This is a genomic window from Pseudomonas sp. GW821-FHT05D12 (genome assembly GCF_059419825.1).
This window is the reverse complement of record NZ_JBWKSN010000012.1, coordinates 76,000-93,206: the sequence shown is the minus strand read 5'-3', so window position 1 is coordinate 93,206 and position 17,207 is coordinate 76,000. Positions and strand designations below refer to the sequence as shown.

Genomic DNA, 17,207 nt, shown 5'->3' with positions numbered 1-17,207 from the left:
GGTTATTTGCTGGGCTCGATCCGCACGATGCCATCGGCCGAGGCCACGGTTTTCACTGGCAGCAAGGCGGGCAGTGCGTTGAGCAGGGCGTCCGGGTCGTTGACATCGAGGTTGCCCGAGACCTTCAGTTGCGCCACTGCATTGCTGACCTGCAACGGCGCCTGGGGACGGTAGAGGCTCAGTTCATCGATCAGGCTGACCAGCTCGCGGTTGCGAAACGACAAGTGCCCGCTGCGCCAGTCGGCCACTTCTTCGGCGGTGAGGGTTTGTTGCTGCACGGTGCCCTTGGCGTAGCTGTAGGTGGCGCGCTGCTGGGCGCCGAGCAGGGTCACCGGGCTCTTTGCGTCCGGCTCGAAAGCCACCTTGCCGTGGGCGACGCTGACCACCAGTTGCTGCTGGCTGCGGCGTACATCGAAGCCGGTACCGACCACCCGCACATTGGCCTCGCCGGCCTGCACGAACAGCGGCCGCTCCTTGTCGGCGGCCACCTCGATATACAGCTGGCCCTTGTCCAGGTGCACGATGCGCTGGTGCGCGGTGAAGTCCACACGCAGGCGCGTGTTGGCATTTACATACAGCGTGCTGCCGTCGGGCAGGTTGAAGGTGCGCATGCCCTTGGCATGGGCCGCCACTTGCGTGTGATACAGCTCGCGGGGCGCGCCGATATGCGTGGCCAGCACGGCGCACAACACTGCGGCGGCGACGGCCAGGGCAGGGCGCCACACCGACGGTTTACGCTTGGGCAGGGGCACCGGTTTGTTCAGTTGCTGCAACTGTGCCAGGTCGGCCCACAGTTGCTCGAACTCGGCATAGGCGCGAGCATGCGCCGCAACCGCATGCCAGGCGGCAAACGCCTTGCGGTCGGCACGGCTCGCGTCATTACGGTTGCGTGCAAACCAGCTGGCGGCTTGGGCATCGATGGAGTCACTCGCTTCGATATCCAGGGCGTCGGTATCGCTCAGGCGGTTCATTCTGGCTGCTCCGTGCCGGGGTCTGATTGAAGGCGTCGCTTGCAATGCAGCAGGGCAAAAGCGATGTGCTTTTCCACCATGCTCGTCGAAATGCCCATGCGCTCGGCGATCTGCGCCTGGCTCAAGCCTTCGAAGCGGTGCAGCATAAGGGCTTCTCGCCGGCGCGGCGAGAGTTCGGCGAGGACTTCTTTCAACTGTTCCAGGCGTTGCAAGCGCTGCGCGGCGGCCATGGGATCGTTTTGCTCGTCGGTGACCGGTTCGGCGTCCCTGTCGGCCTGATCGGAATGGGCGGTGTGCCGTACCTTCTGTCTGCGCCAGTGATCACGCAGCAGATTGCGCGCCATCTGGAACAGAAAGGCCCGTGGCTGCTCGACCTTGGCCCGGTCGCGGTAGTCCAGCCACTGGGTAAAGACATCCTGGGTCATGTCCGCCGCGTCGCTGGCGTTGTCCGTGCGTTTGCGCAGGAAATGCAGAATATCTGCATAAAACCCGCGAAAAGCATCGGCCGACAGCGGGTCGGGCTTGGGACGAGACATGGATATCCTTCGTGACGAAGCACGGCGTAGAAATGCCGCGAATGATATCGAGAATTATTGTCATTTGTCTCGGTTTAATTGTCGACGCCGGCTTGTCGGCGATCGCGTCGGGGCAGTCGATGTTGATGTTGACTGCGAGAGCGCTATCGCCGGCAAGCCGGTTCCTACAGGGTCAGCGCAGCAATGCCTTTAGTTGCTCGATTCCGGCTTCACTCAACGGGAACACCGGCAACCGTGGGTCGCCGGCTTCCAGCCCGGTCAGGCGCAAGCCGGCCTTGATCGTTGCCGGTAGCCCGCCCTTGAGGATGAATTCCAGCAGCGGCAGTTGGCGGTAGAACAGTTCTCGCGCCTGGGTCAGATCATTCGCCAGCACCGCGTCATACAAAGCCAGGTTGAGCTGTGGGATCAGGTTTGGCGCTGCGGTGCACCAGCCTTTGGCACCCGCCACGAAGGCTTCCAGTGCCAGCGGGTTGCACCCGTTGAGGAACGGCACGTCGCTGTGGCGCCGTAATTGGTGCATGCGTTGAATATCGCCGGTGCTCTCCTTGACCATCGTCACGTTCTCCACGTGCTTGACGATCCGCAGGATCAAATCCACCGACATGTCCGTGCCGCTGGTGGCCGGGTTGTTGTAGAGCATGATCGGCACGCCGATGCTGTCGCCAATCGCAGCGTAGTGGGCGAGGATTTCCGCTTCGCTGAGTTTCCAGTACGAGGCCGGCAGCACCATCACCACATCGGCGCCATTCGCCTCGGCGTAACGGGCGCGCCGCACGGCTTTAGCGGTGGTCAGGTCTGAGACGCTGACCACAGTCGGTACGCGCCGGGCAATTTTTGCCAGGCTGTAGGCGCTGACTTCATCCCACTCGGCATCGCTCAGGTAAGCCCCTTCGCCGGTGCTGCCCAGGGGCGCGATGGCATGGACGCCGGCGTCGATCAAGCGGTCGATGGAGCGACCGAGGGCGTCGAGGTCGATGCGCTTACCGTCAGCGCTGAAGGGGGTGATGGTGTAGCCGATGATGCCGTGAATATCGGGGCTGGACATGGGAAGTCTCCTGTCGGAAAAGGGGCGGGTCAGTTCAGGCAATCGGCGTGCTGGCGCAGGCTCTGTCGCACGTAGTAATTGAACGCGGCGCCATGGCGCTTGGGCCGGGAGATCCAGTCGTGGGCCTCGCGCCCCAGCTCCGGCAGGATCGGCTTGATCGTGCCGGCCGCCATCGCCAGCAACTGCAGCTTGGCGGCGCGCTCGATCAACTGTGCAATCACGCAGGCCTCCTCGACGCTCGCGCCGGTCGACAACTGGCCGTGGTGCGAAAGCAGGATCGCGCGTTTGTCACCGAGTGCCGCGGTGATGATTTCGCCTTCTTCGTTGCCCACCGGCACCCCTGGCCAGGCCTCGAGGAACGCGCAGTCTTCGTACAGCGGGCAGAGGTCCATGTGGGACACCTGCAGCGGTACTTCCAGCATCGACAGCGCGGCGATATGCGTGGGGTGCGTGTGAATGATGCAGTTCACATCCGGGCGCCCTCGGTAGACCCAGCTGTGGAAACGGTTGGCCGGGTTGGGAATGCCGTGGCCTTCCAGCACTTCAAGGTCCTCGTTTACCAACAGCAGGTTGCTGGCGGTGATCTCATCGAAGCCCAGCCCCAATTGCTGGGTGTAATAGGTGCCGTGTTCGGGCCCTCGCGCAGTGATCTGCCCGGCGAGGCCCGAGTCGTGGCCGTGCTCGAAGAGGATACGGCAGGTCAGCGCCAGCTTTTGCCGCACGGTCCACGTATTATCCGCCAGGGTATTTTGCATCTGGATCAGCGCTTGCTTGACCAGCTGGTCTTTCGGGAGTGCTAATGTCTTGGCCATATCGGTGTCCTTTGGGTGGTTCAATGGACGTCTGGTTTGCTGGTCTCCCGCTGCTCGCAAGGTCGCTGGGTGAACGCAAATGACACTAAAGATGCTATATGACACAAAGTGTCATTGGCAAGCACAGCTCATCGCTTCCTGCATGGATTAACCGCGGAACATGTCTATCCGTTTGAAATTATTGAGAAAAAAACTTGGCGTAACCTTGGAGAGCCTGGCTGAAAAGTCCGGGATGACCAAGAGCTACCTGTCCAAGGTTGAGCGCGGCCTCAACACGCCGTCGATTGCCGCCGCGCTGAAACTGGCCAAGGCACTGAACGTGAAGGTCGAAGAGCTGTTCAGCGAAGACAGCGTCAGCCTCGACAGCTACAGCCTGGTGCGCAGCCATGAACGGCCCGACACGGCGCCCGGTTACGCGGTGCTCGCCCATCAGGTCAGCGAACGCAGCCTGCTGCCCTTCATCATCTACCCGCCGGCGGAATTCACCGACAAGAGCTTCAAGGAGCACGTGGGGGAGGAGTTTCTGTTTGTGCATGAAGGCCAGGTCGAAGTGGATTTCATGACTGAGCGCGTGATCCTCGAGCGTGGCGATGCGCTGCACTTCAATGCGCAGAAGCCCCACCGCCTGCGCTCGGTGGGGCCGGTGCAGGCGCAATTGCTGGTGGTGGTGCACAGCGCGCAGGACTGACGTCACTTGGCTGTTGTGAACACGCTCATGGTGGGCGCTGGCAAGCCAGCGCCTGTATTTGATCGAAGTCGCCCGGAAAGTCAGCGTTCGACCGGGACTGACAGCGCAGGATTGCCCAACGGGTGGGTGCGCGCCGCAAAGAATTCCAGCGCCACGCCCGACCCATCAAACAGCTCCGAGTACCGCCGCTTCTGCTGGCGAATAAACCCGTCGCTACGGCCCGATACCGAGATTGCCAGCGTGGTCACCGGGGCTTGGCGAATCGCATCCACCAAGTGTTTATCCTGCGGCCCGAGGTCGTGGCCGAAGAGGCACAGCGCGCCTTCATGGGTCAGCAGTTGCTCATAGCAGAACGACAGGTAATCCGAGCTGCGGATGGTCTTGAGCTTCTCGTCTACCGTGCCTTCGCTGACGAACAGCGGCACATCGTCGAGGGTCTTGATCGTGTTATTGATCGCAAAACTGCTCAGCAGGGTGCTGTCGGTGGTCGGCAATTTGCGCGCGGTACCGTCGAGGTTGCGCACCAGGTGCAGGCCTCCGTGCAGGTACAGAATGCGCGTGGCCTCGGTGCGCGTGTTGCGCAGGTCGAAGCTTGAGTCGGCGCTGCGAAACAGGTCGTCGATGCCTGGCGTGTGCAGGATCGCCCAGTAGTTGAGCAAGTCGTAGTTACTGGTAAACACCGTGGTGTATTGCGCCAGCTCCGCGTTGATCGTCGCCAGCGTCGACGGCTGCACCAGGCGCCACGGAATGTGCACCGCGTGGATGGTATTGATCAGCGCTTCCTTGATCGCGTAGTAGCGATTGCGCGGTGCCGCCGAGCTGACTGCCAGGGCCTTGTTGACCCGGCTGGTGGTCTTCAGCGCGCCAAGGGCCTGTTCGAAGCTGCGGGTTTGCAGGGCGTCGAACACGCTGAGTTCGGACTGGCCCAGAGGTTTTTCTTCGACGGTGCGCGCGTTTTCGAACAGCGAGTCGTAGGCGAAGTCTTCCCAAATCGTACGGCTGGCGCCGTTGCCGATCAGAATCCCGCTGAAGGCAGTGCGGCTGCGCAGTGCGCTCCAGTCTTCAAGGTGGGCGTCAATATCCTGGAAATCCTTCATTGCGGCGGGTCTACTCGAATTCGGCTGGACGGTGACTTTATCACGAGCCGGCGTTGATCCTGATCAAGATGCCGCAGGCGGGTGAAGTCGATGCTGTAGGCATAAACGTCATCCGAGGATTCGCCATGAGCAGCACCTTCTTCATTCCCGCCGTCAACATCATGGGCACCGATTGCCTCGACGAAGCCATGACCGCCATCCGCAACTACGGTTTTCGCAAGGCACTGATCGTCACCGACGCCGGCCTGGCCAAGGCGGGCGTGGCCAGCATGATCGCCGAGAAATTGGCGATGCAGGACATCGACTCGGTGATCTACGACGGCGCCAAGCCCAACCCCAATGTGGAAAACGTCGAGAACGGCCTGGCGCTGCTGCAACAGAGCGCCTGCGATTTCGTCGTGTCCCTGGGCGGCGGCTCGCCCCATGACTGCGCCAAGGGCATCGCGCTGTGCGCCACCAACGGCGGGCATATCGGCGACTACGAAGGCGTCGACCGATCGAGCAAGCCGCAACTGCCGCTGGTGGCCATCAACACCACCGCCGGCACCGCCAGCGAGATGACCCGTTTCTGCATCATTACCGACGAAAGCCGCCACGTGAAAATGGCCATCGTCGACCGTAACGTCACGCCACTGCTGTCGGTCAACGACCCGGCGCTGATGGTCGGCATGCCCAAGGGCCTTACCGCCGCCACCGGCATGGACGCCCTGACTCACGCCATCGAAGCCTATGTGTCCACTGCTGCCACGCCGATCACCGACGCCTGCGCGATCAAGGCCATCGAGCTGATCAGCGCCAACCTGCGCCTGGCCGTACGCGACGGCAGCGACAAGGCCGCACGGGAAAACATGGCGTACGCTCAGTTCCTGGCGGGCATGGCGTTCAACAACGCGTCCCTGGGTTTCGTGCACGCCATGGCCCACCAGTTGGGCGGCCTCTACGACCTGCCCCATGGCGTGTGTAACGCGGTGCTGTTGCCCCACGTGCAAAGCTTCAACGCCAGCGTCAGCGCCAAGCGCTTGAGCGACGTCGGCCGCGCGCTGGGAGCGGATGTCAAAGGCAGCACGGACGAAGAGGGCGCCCAGGCCGCCATCGCCGCGATTCGTGCGTTGTCCCTGGACGTCGAAATCCCCGCCGGGCTGCGCGAGCTGGGCGCCAAGTTGCAGGACATTCCGCTGTTGGCCACTAACGCGTTGAAGGACGCGTGCGGGCTGACCAACCCGCGCCGGGCGGATCAGCGTCAGATCGAGGAGATCTTTCGCAGCGCGTTCTGATCCGTACGGCACCCGGCGGCGCACAGAAATGCGCCGCCTGCCAACGCCATGCACAACAGTGCCAATGGCCATGATTGCTGACTCAGCAACAGGCTGGCCACGCCGCCGATCATGGCGGCCATCAGTTGATGCATAAAACCGCTCAAGGCCATGGCGTAAGGGCCGTTGATGGGGGAACCATCATTGGCCAGGGACAAGCTGATCGGGTAACTCATCGACTGGCCCAACACTGCCAGGCAATACGGTAACCACAGCAGCACAGCGAGCCCGCTGGCAAATACACTGCCGAGCAACATCACGGCAGCCCCCAGCAATATCAAGGCCACGCCCCAACTCATCATCGTCAACCGCCCCGTTTGTACAACGAGGCGATTGACCATCAACGCCCCTGCCAGATACGCGCCGCTTATCGGCCATCCCAGCCAGCCATACTGCGTCGCGCTCCAGTCGAAGCGCCCCTGCAGTATCAGTGGTGCGCAGGTGTTGAACGCAATGATGACGCCATAGCCCAGGCCGCCGATCATCGCCGCGTGGAGAAAGCCGGGGTGTCGCATAATCGTGGCGTAGATCCGCCAGGTCGGTAGCGAGGAAGCCGCCTTCACCAGCCGCGCAAACGCTACCCACCGCAAGATCACCATCAACGTGACGGCTGCGATCGCCAACGTATAAAAGATCGCTTTCCAGCCGAATGCCACTTGCACCAGCGAACCTGCAAACTGGCCGATACCCAGCGCGATCACAAAGGTCATGCCCAACCACGATAAGCCTTTGGCCAACAGTTCCCCGCTGAAGCTATCCCGCACCAACACTCGCGCCATCACCGAAACACCGCCCGCGCCGACTCCCTGAATCAGCCGCAATACCAAGAATGTTTCTACGTTCAACGCCGATGGAATGGCGGTACTGGCCATGGCATATACCGCCAGTGACGCCAGCAATACCGGCTTTCTGCCAAACCGTTCGCTCAGTCTTCCCCACAGCAGCATCGGCAGCGCCATACCCACCAGATACACCGCCAGAGCCAAGGCTACCTGGTCCTCGACGGCGCGCAGGGCTAGGGCGATGGCGGGCACTGCGGGCAAGTAACTGCTGATGCCGAGCTGGGCGAGGAAAGCGGCGCAGCAGGCGAGGGTAAGGGGCGTGGTGCTTCTCAAGGGGTGACATCCGTCAGTGGAGTTTTTGAAGTCATCATCGAAAATCCAGCTGCCAACATGAACCGTGCGATGTGATGCTTTGGTTATTGAGCAACCGCAAACGTCAGCGGTTGTCGTGTTCTTCTAGAAGCATCACGAGTCCTGAACAAAATGAACGTATCGTTTGAGGGAGCATGTCCGCGCGCAGTGTTATACGAATGGCGGCTTTTCCTCTGTCAGGCGTTTCCTATAGAGAGGGCGTCGCGCGGACTTTCTAATGTGGGCAGCCTCCTACGATACTCAGTGGCAATTAATCGCCTTGGGCTGTCCAGTCATGGCTCAAGGCGCCGTTCAATTTGTTGAGGTCGGCTCTCACGATAGTGAGTAAGGTGGCAGCGTAGGGGGCGAATGTGACGACGGCCTATGACGGCCTGTCTCTCAGATAGCCAAAATGAGCGGGATGAAGGGAGTGCTAGATGAGAGTTCTGTTATTCGGTGCCACCGGCATGGTCGGCCAGGGCGTCCTGCGCGAGTGCCTGCTTGCCCCTGACGTGCAGGAAGTGGTCGCCGTCGGGCGCACGCCGCTGACCCAGGAGCATGGCAAGCTGCATCAGGTGTTGCACAGCGACATGCTGGATTTCCAGCCGTTGGAAAACTTGCTGCAAGGCTTTGACGCGTGCTTTTTCTGCCTCGGGGTGTCCTCGGCGGGTATGAATGAAACCCGCTACACCCACCTCACCTATGACCTCACCCTCGTTGCCGCCAGCACCCTGGCACGGCTCAATCCGCAGATGACCTTCATTTACGTGTCCGGCGCCGGGACGGACAGTTCCGAGGCCGGCAAGTCGATGTGGGCGCGGGTCAAGGGCAAGACCGAGAATGCCTTGTTGCGCCTGCCGTTCAAGGCGGTTTACCTGTTCCGACCGGGGATCATCCAGCCGTTGCATGGGGTGCGCTCGAAGACGCCGTTGTATCAGGCGTTTTACTCCGTGCTCGGGCCGTTGCTGTCGTCTGTGCGTCGGCTCAAGCCGGGTTGGGTGGTCAGTACTGAAACTGTCGGCCGGGCCATGCTGGCGGCGGTGCGCCATGGCGCGCCACAGCCGGTGGTGGAGCAGGCCGAGATCAATCGCCTGGCGTCCGAGCGCGGCTGATGTTGCACAAGAGCCTGGTGCGCCGCCTGGACCTGATCACCCTGCAACTGTTCGTCGCGGTGTTCGAGGAAGGCACCCTGACCCGCGCCGCGGCCCGCGAAGCAATCGCGGTGTCGGCTGCCAGCAAGCGCCTGATGGAGTTGGAGCAGGTGCTCGGCGTGAGCCTGTTCGTGCGTCGGGCCAAGGGCATGGACCTGACCGCGGCCGGCGAGACCCTGTTGCACCATGCGCGGCAGATGCTGTTCAACGTGGAAAAAATGGGTCTGGAACTCGGTGAGCACAGCCACGGCGTGCGTGGTTACGTGCGGATGCTGGCCAATTTGTCGGCGATCATTGAGTTCCTTCCGGAAGACCTGCGCGATTTTTCCGAACTGCACCCCGAAGTCAAGACCGACCTTGAAGAGCGCCCCAGCAACGGCGTGGTCCAGGGCGTGCTGGATGGCGTCGCCGATCTGGGCATCTGTTCCAGCGACACCGACACCAAGGGCCTGCCCAGCGTGACCTACCGCCATGACAAACTGGTGGTGCTGATGCCGGCGGATCACGCGTTGGCGGCACGCGCATCCCTGGCTTTCGCCGACACCCTGGACAGTGACTACGTTGGCCTGCACGCCGCCAGCTCGATCAACATGCGCACCCACGCCGCCGCGCGCGAGGCCGGCAAAATGTTGCGCCTGCGCATCCACGTGCCGGGGTTTGATGCGATGTGCCGGATGGTCCAGGCCAATATGGGTATCGGCATCCTGCCGCAGAAGGCCTACGAACTGTTTGGCCGCGCGCTGGGATTGCACGCGGTGCCGCTGACGGATGCATGGTCGCACCGCAGCCTGATCCTGGTAGTGCGCGATGAAGCGCAGTTGTCGCCCGTCAGCCGCTTGCTGTTCGACTACCTCAGCGCGCCCCTGTAGGCGCCCGGCGTGCCGGCGATGGCGATCTCGACATCGCCGCAGGGCTCAGCATCCGGTCGCCCACCAGTGTGTTCGCGTTTCGCGAACGCTCCTTGCCAACTGACGGTTGGATTTTTCCTGTGCCTGTCCTCTAGCCTTGGCCGCACATTCCAAGAACAAGAGGTACACCCCATGACGGCTCCCCTGAGCGGTATCAAGGTGATCGAGATCGGTACGCTGATTGCCGCGCCGTTCGCCGCCCGGCTGCTGGGCGAATTCGGTGCCGAGGTGATCAAGATCGAAGCCATGGGCCAGGGCGATCCACTTCGCAAATGGCGAAAGCTGCACGAAGGCACATCGCTGTGGTGGTACCTGCAATCGCGCAACAAGAAGTCCCTGGCGCTGGACCTCAAGTCCGCTGAAGGCCTGGGCCTGATCAAGCAACTGCTGGGCGACGCCGACGTGCTGATCGAAAACCTGCGCCCCGGTGGCCTGGAAAAACTCGGCCTGGGCTGGGACGTGCTTCACGCGCTCAACCCCAAGCTGACCCTGGTGCGCATCTCCGGCTATGGCCAGACCGGCCCTTACCGCGACCGCCCAGGCTTTGGTGCGATCGGCGAGGCCATGGGCGGCATTCGCTACACCACCGGCAACCCGGATTCGCCACCGGCGCGGGTCGGCGTAAGCCTGGGTGACTCCCTTGCCTCGTTGCACGGTGTGATCGGCGCGCTGATGTCGCTGCTGCGGGTCAAGACCGGCCAGGGCGACGGGCAGATTGTCGACGTGTCCCTCGCCGAAAGCGTGTTCAACCTGATGGAAAGCCTGGTGCCGGAATACGACATGCTCGGCCACGTGCGAGAACGCAGTGGTGGCGCCTTGCCTGGCATTGCGCCGTCCAATACCTACCTGACCGCCGACGGTGCTTATGTGGTGATCGCCGGCAACAGCGACCCGATCTACAAGCGCCTGATGACCACCATCGGCCGCGTCGACCTGGCCGAAGCCCCTGAGTTTGCCCACAACGACGGCCGCGCGGCGAAGAGTGGATTGCTGGATGCCGCGATCACCCACTGGACCAGCAGCTTGCCCATCGACCAGGTGCTCAGCGCCCTGGAAGCTGCCGAAGTGCCGGCCGGACGCATCTACTCGGTGGCGGATATCGTCAGCGACCCGCATTACCAGGCGCGCGAAATGTTGCTCGATGCCGAGTTGCCTGGCGGTGTGTCGGTGAAGATGCCCGGCATCGTGCCCAAACTTTCCGAAACCCCCGGTGGCGTCAACTGGCAGGGCCCGGCCCTGGGCCAGCACACCGATGACATCCTTGGCAGCCTGGGCCTCACCGGCGCCGATATCCAACGCCTGAAAACCTCGGGAGTGGTGCAATGATCACTGACTATGGCGACCCGCTGATCGTGCAGGAAGTCTCCCCGCGCGATGGCCTGCAAATCGAACCGACCTGGGTCGAGACCGTCGACAAGATCGCGCTGATCGATCAGCTGTCGCTGGCCGGTTTTTCGCGTATCGAAGCCGGTTCGTTTGTGTCGCCCAAGGCCATCCCCGCGTTGCGCGACGGCGAGCAGGTGTTCCAGGGCATCGCGCGCAAACCCGGGGTGATCTATGTGGCGCTGATCCCCAACCTCAAGGGCGCCCAGCGCGCCATCGAGTCGCGCGCCGATGAGCTGAACCTGGTGATGTCCGCCAGCCAGACCCACAACCTGGCGAATATGCGCATGCGCTGCGAGGCCTCGCTGGCAGCGTTCGGTGACATCGTGCGCTTTGCCGCCGACCACCCGGTGCGCCTCAATGGCAGCATCGCCACCACTTTCGGTTGCCCGTTCGAAGGCAAGATCGATGAAGACCGCGTGCTACAGATTGTCGACGCGTATCAAGCCCTCGGCATCCAGGGCATCAGCCTGGCCGACACCACCGGCATGGCCAACCCGCGCCAGGTGGAACGCCTGGTCAAACGTGTGTTGCAGCGCGTACCGGCGGGCGACCTGACCCTGCATTTCCACAACACCCGCGGCCTGGGCTTGTGCAATGTGCTGGCTGCCTACGAGGCCGGCGCCCGACGTTTTGATGCGGCGCTGGGTGGCCTTGGCGGCTGTCCGTTTGCGCCGGGGGCGTCGGGCAATATCTGCACCGAAGACCTGGTCAACCTGTGTGACGAGGTCGGCATTCACACCGGTATCGACCTGCCGCACCTGCTGCATATGTCCCGGCGCTTGCCGGCCTTGCTTGGCCATGAGTTGCCCGGCCAGGTGGCCAAGGCCGGGCGCAACAGCGACTTGCATCCGCCACCGGCCTACATCGCCACGCTGTAACGCCGCACCAGACAACAAAAACAATCGGACGCCTGTGAGCAGTCCGCTGGAGAGAAACCCATGAGCACTAATACGTTGGAGGCCGGCGCGCGCCCGGCCGCTGAAATCGATGCCGAAAAAGCCCTGGTCAGCAAGGTCGCCTGGCGCCTGATGCCGCTGATCATGGTGTGTTACCTGTTCGCGTTTTTTGACCGTATCAACATCAGCTTCGCCAAGTTTCAGCTGCAAACCGACCTGAGCCTCAGCGACACCGCCTACGGCCTGGGCGCCGGTTTGTTTGTGGTGGGCTATGTGATCTTTGAAGTGCCGAGCAACATGATGCTGTACAAGGTCGGCGCCCGGCGCTGGATCGCGCGGATCATGATGTCCTGGGGCCTGGCCACGGCGGCCATGGTGTTTGTCACGGCCGAGTGGCAGTTCTATGGCCTGCGCTTCATCATCGGCGCGATGGAGGCGGGCTTCGCACCTGGCGTGTTGTACTACCTGACCCTGTGGTTCCCGCAGCATTTCCGTGGGCGCATCACCTCGATGCTGTTCCTGGCCTCGGCCTTCGCCGGCCTGGTGGGTGCACCGTTTTCCGGCCTGGTGCTCGAGCACCTCGACGGCGTACTGCAGATGCGCGGCTGGCACTGGTTGTTCCTGCTCGGCGGCTTGCCGTGCATCGGCCTGGGGTTCCTGGTGTTGACGTTGCTCAAGGACCGCATCGAAGACGCCCATTGGCTGACTTCTGCGGAAAAGGCCTTGCTGTCGAGCCGCATCGCCAAGCATGAGCCGAATACCCATGGCGGTTCACTGCTGTCGGCGATACGTATTCCGGGTTTCTTGATGCTCGGCTTTATCTACTTCCTGATCCAGGTCGCTTCCTACGGCCTCAACTTCTGGGCACCGCAATTAATCCGCAGCGCCGGCACCCAGAGCCCGGTGATGATTGGCCTGCTCACGGCCATCCCGTATGTGTGCGGTGCGATCAGCATGGTGGTGATCGGGCGTCTGTCGGATGCCACCGGCGAGCGCCGCAAGTTTGTCTGCGGCCTGGTGGTGCTCGGCGCGGTGGGCTTCTTCAGTGCCGGGATCTTTGCCGACCACACGACGTTCCTGATCATCGCCCTGGGCATGTTGGGCGCGGGCATCATCGCCTCGATCCCGACCTTCTGGACGCTGCCTCCCAAGCTATTGGCCGGCGCCGGTGCGGGCGCGGCGGGTGGGATCGCGGTGATCAACACCCTCGGGCAGTTCGGTGGGATCGTCAGCCCGGTAATGGTAGGGCGGATCAAGGACCTGACCGGCAGCACCACCCCGGCGCTCTACGTGATCGGGGTGTGCGCGCTGTTGGCCGCGGCGCTGCTGCTGTGGGGCCTGCCGCAGAAACTGCGCACCCTCGACAAAGGTTGATCAGCCCGCCGTCGCCAAGGTCCGGGCCGGCGTGGCGCTGAACTGAATCAACGCCACACCGCCGATCAACAGCAACGCCCCCAACACGCGGGGTGTTGTCAGTTGGCGCTCCACCAGGCCGAACAGGCCGAAATGGTCGAGCAGCAGCGAGGCAAGAATCTGCCCGGCCATGGCCAACGCAATAAACCCCGACGCGCCCAGCTTGGGCAGCAGCATCAACGCCAGGGAAATAAAACACACCCCGAATGCGCCGCCGACCCACATCCACAACGGCGCCTTGCTGATGAATGCCAGGCTTGGCAACGGCAAGCGCAGCGCGATGATGACCGGCAGCAGCACGATAATGCTCACCAGCAACGAGGCGAGCGTGGCCCAGAGCGGGTGGCCAAGCCCGCGACCGAGGTTGGCGTTGATCGCGCTTTGAAACGGCACCACCGCGCCGGCAATCACCGCCAACGCCAATAATCCCAGCCAGTGCAATGTGGTCATGGTGAATCTCCCAGAGGTTTTGCTGGACTCTAGGCTATTCGTCGAGCAAATTTAAATTCCAAATTCTTATGTCAGGCATGCAGCTGATGAATGATCTGCGCCGCATCGACCTTAACCTGCTGGTGATCCTCGACGCCTTGCTCAGTGAGCAACACGTCACGCGGGCCGCCGAGCGCCTGCACCTGAGCCAGCCCGCCGTCAGCCATGCGCTCGCGCGTCTGCGTGACCTGCTGGGCGACCCGTTGCTGGTGCGCCAGGGCGGCAGCCTGGTACCCACCGCCCGCGCCCTGGAGTTGGCGGCACCGCTGGCTGAAGCATTGGCCCAGGTGCAGGCACTGCTGGCGCCGAATCGCTTCGACCCGGCCTCGGCCAAGCGGCGTTTTCGGCTGGCGATGTCGGACTACAGCGCGGCGATATTCCTGCCCGGACTGGTGCGCACCCTGCGCCGCGAAGCGCCGGGCATCGACCTGCAAATCATCCAGGCCAGCCGTGAAGGCATGGTCGACGGCGTGCTCAACGGCGACCTCGACCTGGCCGCTGGCGTGTTCCCTGACATGCCCGCCGAACTGCGCACCACGCCATTGTTCGACGAGCACTACACCTGCTTGGTGGACCGCGCCAGCTTGCCGGAAGGCGGTGTGCTGGACCTGCCCACCTACCTGTCGCGGCCCCATGTACTGCTGGAGATGCGCGGCAGCGGCACGCCGGAAATCGAGCGCGCGCTGACGGCGATTCGTGAGCGCCGACATGTGGCGATCAGCCTGCCGCACTGGGGCGTGGCGCCGCAGTTGATCCAGGGCACGGACCTGATCCTGACCGTCTCATCCCGAGGCTTGCTGAACATCGATCATCAGCACTTGGTGGCCATGCCGCCGCCGTTTCATATTCCCTCGTTTGCGTTCGAGCTGGCGTGGCATACGCGTCGCGGTGGGGATTCGGGGTTGCAGTGGTTGAAAGAGCAACTGCAGGGTGTATTGTCCGTAGGCCCCCTATAACAGGAAACACACATGCTTTCAGGCCTCAACCACCTGACCCTGGCCGTCACCGATCTGGAGCGCAGCGTGCGCTTCTACCATGAGCGGTTGCACCTGAAACTTGACGCCACCTGGGACACCGGTGCCTACCTCTCTTTGCCGGGCCTGTGGCTGTGCCTGTCGCTGGACGCTCTTCGCGAGTCCATACCGGCGGCGGATTACACCCACTACGCGTTTACCGTCGAGGCGGCTGATTTCACCGCGCTGGTTTCGCAGCTGCGCGCCGTCGGCGTTCAAGAGTGGCGCGACAATCGCAGTGAAGGAGCTTCGTTCTACTTCCTCGATCCCGATGGCCACAAACTCGAAGCCCATGTCGGCGACCTGGCTTCGCGTCTTGAGGCCTGCCGCAACAAGCCCTATGCCGGGATGAAGTTTTACTCCTAGCGCACATCCACCACACCTTTCCACCGTCTGTCAGAGTCGTGCCCATGACCCCATCCTTGCTGTTTGCCGTCCTCGCCTCCGGTTTCATCTACGGTATTACGCCTGGGCCGGGCGTGCTGGCCGTGTTCGGCATCGGCGCCGCCCGTGGCCGACGTGCCGGAGCGGGTTTTCTATGCGGGCACTTGCTCGGCGACGTGGTGTGGTGCAGCACCGCGCTGATCGCGATTGTGGGCGCGCGCGAAGTCGGCAGCCGTGCATTTGATGTATTGGGTGTGCTCAGCGGGTTGTACCTGTTCTGGCTTGGCTGGCGCGCGATCCGCACCCAGCGCCGCAGCAGTGATACGCCCCAGGGCGCCGCGCGGCATCCGTTCTGGCACGGCATCCTGTTCGGCCTGACCAACCCCAAGGCCTACCCGGTGGCCGTGGCGACGTTTACTGCGTTGCTGTCCAGCCGTGCCGAACTGCTGACCTGGGCGATGCTGCCTACGTTGATCCTTCTGAGCTTTGTCGGCGGCCTGCTGGCCTACGCGATCCTGATCGGCGTGGTCGGTGCCCAGCGGGTGCGTACCGTGTATCAGCGGCATGAAATCCTGATCACCCGACTCTGTGGCGAGATGTTCATCGGCTTTGCCATCAACGCCCTGGCCCACGCGTTGCCGGGGCTGTTTGGTAGCAAAACGGCCTGAGGCGGCAGCGACCGTTCGTCGTACTGGCGAGTTTTTTCTAAACCTTTGCCGCCGTAAAAATTCGAATTCAGGGCGGGGTGTAGTCCCCGCACCCATTTTTGCCCTGGAGGAACCCATCATGAGCCGCATGGCTATCCGGTTACGCACCGCCAGTTTCGCGATGCTGCTGGGCCTCGGCGCCAGCAATGCTTTCGCCCAGTCGCCTGCTGAATTCATCGAGCAGGCTTCGGCCAAAGGTATGGCCGATATCGAAACCAGTCGCATGGCCCACGCCAAGACCTCGTCCCAGGAAATCAAGGACTACACCATCGAGGTGATCAACGAGCGCACCCTGGCCAACCAGCATTTGGCCGCCATTGCTAAGAAGCTCGACCTGCCGGTGGCGCCGCGCGAGAAGATCGTCGACAAGGCCGAGACCTTGATGCCTGAACTCAAGGACGGCGACTCGTTCGACGCCGCTTACACCGCCCAGCAGGTCAAGGAAAACGAAGACGCCATCGCCCTGTTCAAACAGGAAGGCGCGGCGTCGGATGTGCCGGAAATCAAGGCATTGGTGGATGAGACGCTGCCCAAGTTGGAGGAGCGCCTGCAAAAAGCCCGTGCCCTGGCATCGACCTACGGTAAAGGTCATCAAGGCGACGGCTGAAACTCTCGCCAGTAGAAAAAAACGGCGGTTGGAGCACATCCAACCGCCGTTTTTTTATGCCTGGTTCAAATCGGTTTTATTCGGCACCGCATCGTCGACGGCTTCACCGCAACTGCTATTGAGCGTGACGCTGCCGGTGGCGCCGATGCTGCGGTATTCATTGCGCAGTTTTTCCAGCTCCTTGCGGTCCAGCCCGTCCAGGCTCAGCACCGCGTTCTGCGCATCCTTGGACACGCGCAGCAGTTCGTCGATCTTGATATGCAGGATGTCGTTGTCGCGGTTTTGCGTGTTCTGGATCAGAAACACCATCAGGAAGGTGATGATGGTGGTCGAGGTGTTGATGATCAGTTGCCAGGTGTCGTTGTAGTGGAAGTAGGGTCCGCTCAGGCTCCACAGGAAAATCAACGCGACGGCCGCGTAAAACGTCCGGGCACTGCCTGCCCAGCGGGACAGAGATTGGGAGACTGCGGAGAATTTCATGACCGTTTTCCTCAAGGGTGGGTGATGAAAATACTGACCGCAGGGATGCTCTGAAATTTCTTTTTACAATTGCTGGGCGTGACCGAAGGTATGTGCTTTTTTTACAAGTGTTTAGGAGGGGGCCTACGCCGCCCCTTCCGTGATGGGCGCGAGACTGGATTTTTATCCGGATATTGCT

Annotated in this window: 19 protein-coding genes; 11 read left to right on the top strand and 8 right to left on the bottom strand. The window is 62.3% G+C overall.

The annotated features are described in order from the left end of the window. Positions 1-2: 2 nt before the first annotated feature. From AC07SI_RS22090 to AC07SI_RS22075, 4 genes are all read right to left on the bottom strand, one after another. Entirely contained in the window at positions 3-971 is a 969-nt protein-coding gene (locus AC07SI_RS22090; protein ID WP_495006509.1) for a FecR family protein, read from the bottom strand. Continuing rightward, positions 968-1,507, bottom strand: coding sequence for an RNA polymerase sigma factor (locus AC07SI_RS22085; protein WP_065899451.1), 540 nt, complete (start codon positions 1,505-1,507; stop codon positions 968-970). The genes AC07SI_RS22090 and AC07SI_RS22085 overlap by 4 nt, the downstream gene beginning before the upstream one ends. Positions 1,508-1,679: 172 nt before the next feature. After that, the gene (locus AC07SI_RS22080) at positions 1,680-2,552 is read right to left on the bottom strand and encodes a dihydrodipicolinate synthase family protein (protein ID WP_495006508.1); all 873 of its coding nucleotides are present in this window, start codon (positions 2,550-2,552) and stop codon (positions 1,680-1,682) included. Between the two features lie 29 nt (positions 2,553-2,581). After that, positions 2,582-3,364, bottom strand: coding sequence for an aldolase (locus AC07SI_RS22075; protein WP_213551979.1), 783 nt, complete (start codon positions 3,362-3,364; stop codon positions 2,582-2,584). Between the two features lie 160 nt (positions 3,365-3,524). Between AC07SI_RS22075 and AC07SI_RS22070 the strand changes: the two genes are divergently transcribed. Next, positions 3,525-4,052, top strand: a complete 528-nt coding sequence (locus tag AC07SI_RS22070) for a helix-turn-helix domain-containing protein (RefSeq protein WP_065899448.1) — start codon at positions 3,525-3,527, stop codon at positions 4,050-4,052. An 80-nt stretch (positions 4,053-4,132) separates the two neighbouring features. On the opposite strand, the gene AC07SI_RS22065 is transcribed toward AC07SI_RS22070, so the two are convergent. Continuing rightward, a complete protein-coding gene (locus AC07SI_RS22065) occupies positions 4,133-5,149 on the bottom strand; it encodes a DUF4917 family protein (RefSeq protein WP_065899447.1) in 1,017 nt (338 codons plus the stop codon). Between the two features lie 125 nt (positions 5,150-5,274). Between AC07SI_RS22065 and yiaY the strand changes: the two genes are divergently transcribed. Beyond that, positions 5,275-6,423 carry an L-threonine dehydrogenase gene (gene yiaY, locus AC07SI_RS22060; protein ID WP_201143691.1) on the top strand — a complete coding sequence of 383 codons (1,149 nt, stop codon included), beginning with the start codon at positions 5,275-5,277 and terminating at the stop codon, positions 6,421-6,423. On the opposite strand, the gene AC07SI_RS22055 is transcribed toward yiaY, so the two are convergent. Further along, positions 6,390-7,577 carry an MFS transporter gene (locus AC07SI_RS22055; protein ID WP_495006507.1) on the bottom strand — a complete coding sequence of 396 codons (1,188 nt, stop codon included), beginning with the start codon at positions 7,575-7,577 and terminating at the stop codon, positions 6,390-6,392. The genes yiaY and AC07SI_RS22055 overlap by 34 nt on opposite strands. A gap of 455 nt (positions 7,578-8,032) precedes the next feature. On the opposite strand from AC07SI_RS22055, the gene AC07SI_RS22050 reads away from it, so the two are divergent. The 5 genes from AC07SI_RS22050 to AC07SI_RS22030 all read left to right on the top strand — a co-directional run bounded on the left by AC07SI_RS22050 (position 8,033) and on the right by AC07SI_RS22030 (position 13,310). Further along, the gene (locus AC07SI_RS22050; RefSeq protein ID WP_065899445.1) at positions 8,033-8,707 is read left to right on the top strand and encodes an NAD(P)H-binding protein; all 675 of its coding nucleotides are present in this window, start codon (positions 8,033-8,035) and stop codon (positions 8,705-8,707) included. Then, complete coding sequence (locus AC07SI_RS22045; RefSeq protein WP_120447824.1) at positions 8,707-9,615, top strand: LysR family transcriptional regulator; 909 nt, start codon at positions 8,707-8,709, stop codon at positions 9,613-9,615. Before AC07SI_RS22050 ends, AC07SI_RS22045 begins: the two co-directional genes overlap by 1 nt. Before the next feature lie 171 nt (positions 9,616-9,786). After that, complete coding sequence (locus tag AC07SI_RS22040) at positions 9,787-10,980, top strand: CaiB/BaiF CoA transferase family protein (protein ID WP_262134002.1); 1,194 nt, start codon at positions 9,787-9,789, stop codon at positions 10,978-10,980. After that, positions 10,977-11,918 (top strand): hydroxymethylglutaryl-CoA lyase, encoded by a 942-nt coding sequence (locus AC07SI_RS22035; RefSeq protein ID WP_495006506.1) that lies wholly within the window; start codon positions 10,977-10,979, stop codon positions 11,916-11,918. Before AC07SI_RS22040 ends, AC07SI_RS22035 begins: the two co-directional genes overlap by 4 nt. A gap of 60 nt (positions 11,919-11,978) precedes the next feature. After that, on the top strand, positions 11,979-13,310 hold the full coding sequence (locus tag AC07SI_RS22030; RefSeq protein ID WP_065899441.1) for an MFS transporter: 1,332 nt from the start codon (positions 11,979-11,981) through the stop codon (positions 13,308-13,310). On the opposite strand, the gene AC07SI_RS22025 is transcribed toward AC07SI_RS22030, so the two are convergent. Then, positions 13,311-13,799, bottom strand: a complete 489-nt coding sequence (locus AC07SI_RS22025; protein WP_495006505.1) for a DMT family transporter — start codon at positions 13,797-13,799, stop codon at positions 13,311-13,313. Between the two features lie 77 nt (positions 13,800-13,876). Here AC07SI_RS22025 and AC07SI_RS22020 point away from each other — a divergent pair, with 77 nt between their 5' ends. The 4 genes from AC07SI_RS22020 to AC07SI_RS22005 all read left to right on the top strand — a co-directional run bounded on the left by AC07SI_RS22020 (position 13,877) and on the right by AC07SI_RS22005 (position 16,549). Beyond that, a complete protein-coding gene (locus AC07SI_RS22020; protein WP_495006504.1) occupies positions 13,877-14,794 on the top strand; it encodes a LysR family transcriptional regulator in 918 nt (305 codons plus the stop codon). A gap of 12 nt (positions 14,795-14,806) precedes the next feature. Beyond that, positions 14,807-15,217, top strand: a complete 411-nt coding sequence (gene fos / locus AC07SI_RS22015) for a fosfomycin resistance glutathione transferase (RefSeq protein WP_495006503.1) — start codon at positions 14,807-14,809, stop codon at positions 15,215-15,217. A gap of 44 nt (positions 15,218-15,261) precedes the next feature. Beyond that, on the top strand, positions 15,262-15,903 hold the full coding sequence (locus AC07SI_RS22010) for a LysE family translocator (protein ID WP_495006502.1): 642 nt from the start codon (positions 15,262-15,264) through the stop codon (positions 15,901-15,903). A gap of 118 nt (positions 15,904-16,021) precedes the next feature. Then, positions 16,022-16,549, top strand: coding sequence for a DUF4142 domain-containing protein (locus AC07SI_RS22005; RefSeq protein WP_016975135.1), 528 nt, complete (start codon positions 16,022-16,024; stop codon positions 16,547-16,549). Between the two features lie 54 nt (positions 16,550-16,603). On the opposite strand, the gene AC07SI_RS22000 is transcribed toward AC07SI_RS22005, so the two are convergent. Further along, positions 16,604-17,029 carry a low affinity iron permease family protein gene (locus tag AC07SI_RS22000; protein WP_262133996.1) on the bottom strand — a complete coding sequence of 142 codons (426 nt, stop codon included), beginning with the start codon at positions 17,027-17,029 and terminating at the stop codon, positions 16,604-16,606. Positions 17,030-17,207: the final 178 nt, after the last annotated feature.

Bases quoted from the DNA above. Each gene is read 5' to 3' on its own strand.
- AC07SI_RS22075 (WP_213551979.1), bottom strand. From the start codon at position 3,364: ATGGCCAAGACATTAGCACTCCCGAAAGACCAGCTGGTCAAGCAAGCG.
- AC07SI_RS22005 (WP_016975135.1), top strand. From the start codon at position 16,022: ATGAGCCGCATGGCTATCCGGTTACGCACCGCCAGTTTCGCGATGCTG.
- AC07SI_RS22000 (WP_262133996.1), bottom strand. From the start codon at position 17,029: ATGAAATTCTCCGCAGTCTCCCAATCTCTGTCCCGCTGGGCAGGCAGT.
- AC07SI_RS22065 (WP_065899447.1), bottom strand. From the start codon at position 5,149: ATGAAGGATTTCCAGGATATTGACGCCCACCTTGAAGACTGGAGCGCA.
- AC07SI_RS22040 (WP_262134002.1), top strand. From the start codon at position 9,787: ATGACGGCTCCCCTGAGCGGTATCAAGGTGATCGAGATCGGTACGCTG.
- AC07SI_RS22025 (WP_495006505.1), bottom strand. From the start codon at position 13,799: ATGACCACATTGCACTGGCTGGGATTATTGGCGTTGGCGGTGATTGCC.
- AC07SI_RS22035 (WP_495006506.1), top strand. From the start codon at position 10,977: ATGATCACTGACTATGGCGACCCGCTGATCGTGCAGGAAGTCTCCCCG.
- AC07SI_RS22070 (WP_065899448.1), top strand. From the start codon at position 3,525: ATGTCTATCCGTTTGAAATTATTGAGAAAAAAACTTGGCGTAACCTTG.
- AC07SI_RS22045 (WP_120447824.1), top strand. From the start codon at position 8,707: ATGTTGCACAAGAGCCTGGTGCGCCGCCTGGACCTGATCACCCTGCAA.
- AC07SI_RS22085 (WP_065899451.1), bottom strand. From the start codon at position 1,507: ATGTCTCGTCCCAAGCCCGACCCGCTGTCGGCCGATGCTTTTCGCGGG.
- AC07SI_RS22080 (WP_495006508.1), bottom strand. From the start codon at position 2,552: ATGTCCAGCCCCGATATTCACGGCATCATCGGCTACACCATCACCCCC.
- AC07SI_RS22090 (WP_495006509.1), bottom strand. From the start codon at position 971: ATGAACCGCCTGAGCGATACCGACGCCCTGGATATCGAAGCGAGTGAC.
- AC07SI_RS22010 (WP_495006502.1), top strand. From the start codon at position 15,262: ATGACCCCATCCTTGCTGTTTGCCGTCCTCGCCTCCGGTTTCATCTAC.
- AC07SI_RS22050 (WP_065899445.1), top strand. From the start codon at position 8,033: ATGAGAGTTCTGTTATTCGGTGCCACCGGCATGGTCGGCCAGGGCGTC.
- AC07SI_RS22030 (WP_065899441.1), top strand. From the start codon at position 11,979: ATGAGCACTAATACGTTGGAGGCCGGCGCGCGCCCGGCCGCTGAAATC.
- AC07SI_RS22020 (WP_495006504.1), top strand. From the start codon at position 13,877: ATGCAGCTGATGAATGATCTGCGCCGCATCGACCTTAACCTGCTGGTG.
- yiaY (WP_201143691.1), top strand. From the start codon at position 5,275: ATGAGCAGCACCTTCTTCATTCCCGCCGTCAACATCATGGGCACCGAT.
- fos (WP_495006503.1), top strand. From the start codon at position 14,807: ATGCTTTCAGGCCTCAACCACCTGACCCTGGCCGTCACCGATCTGGAG.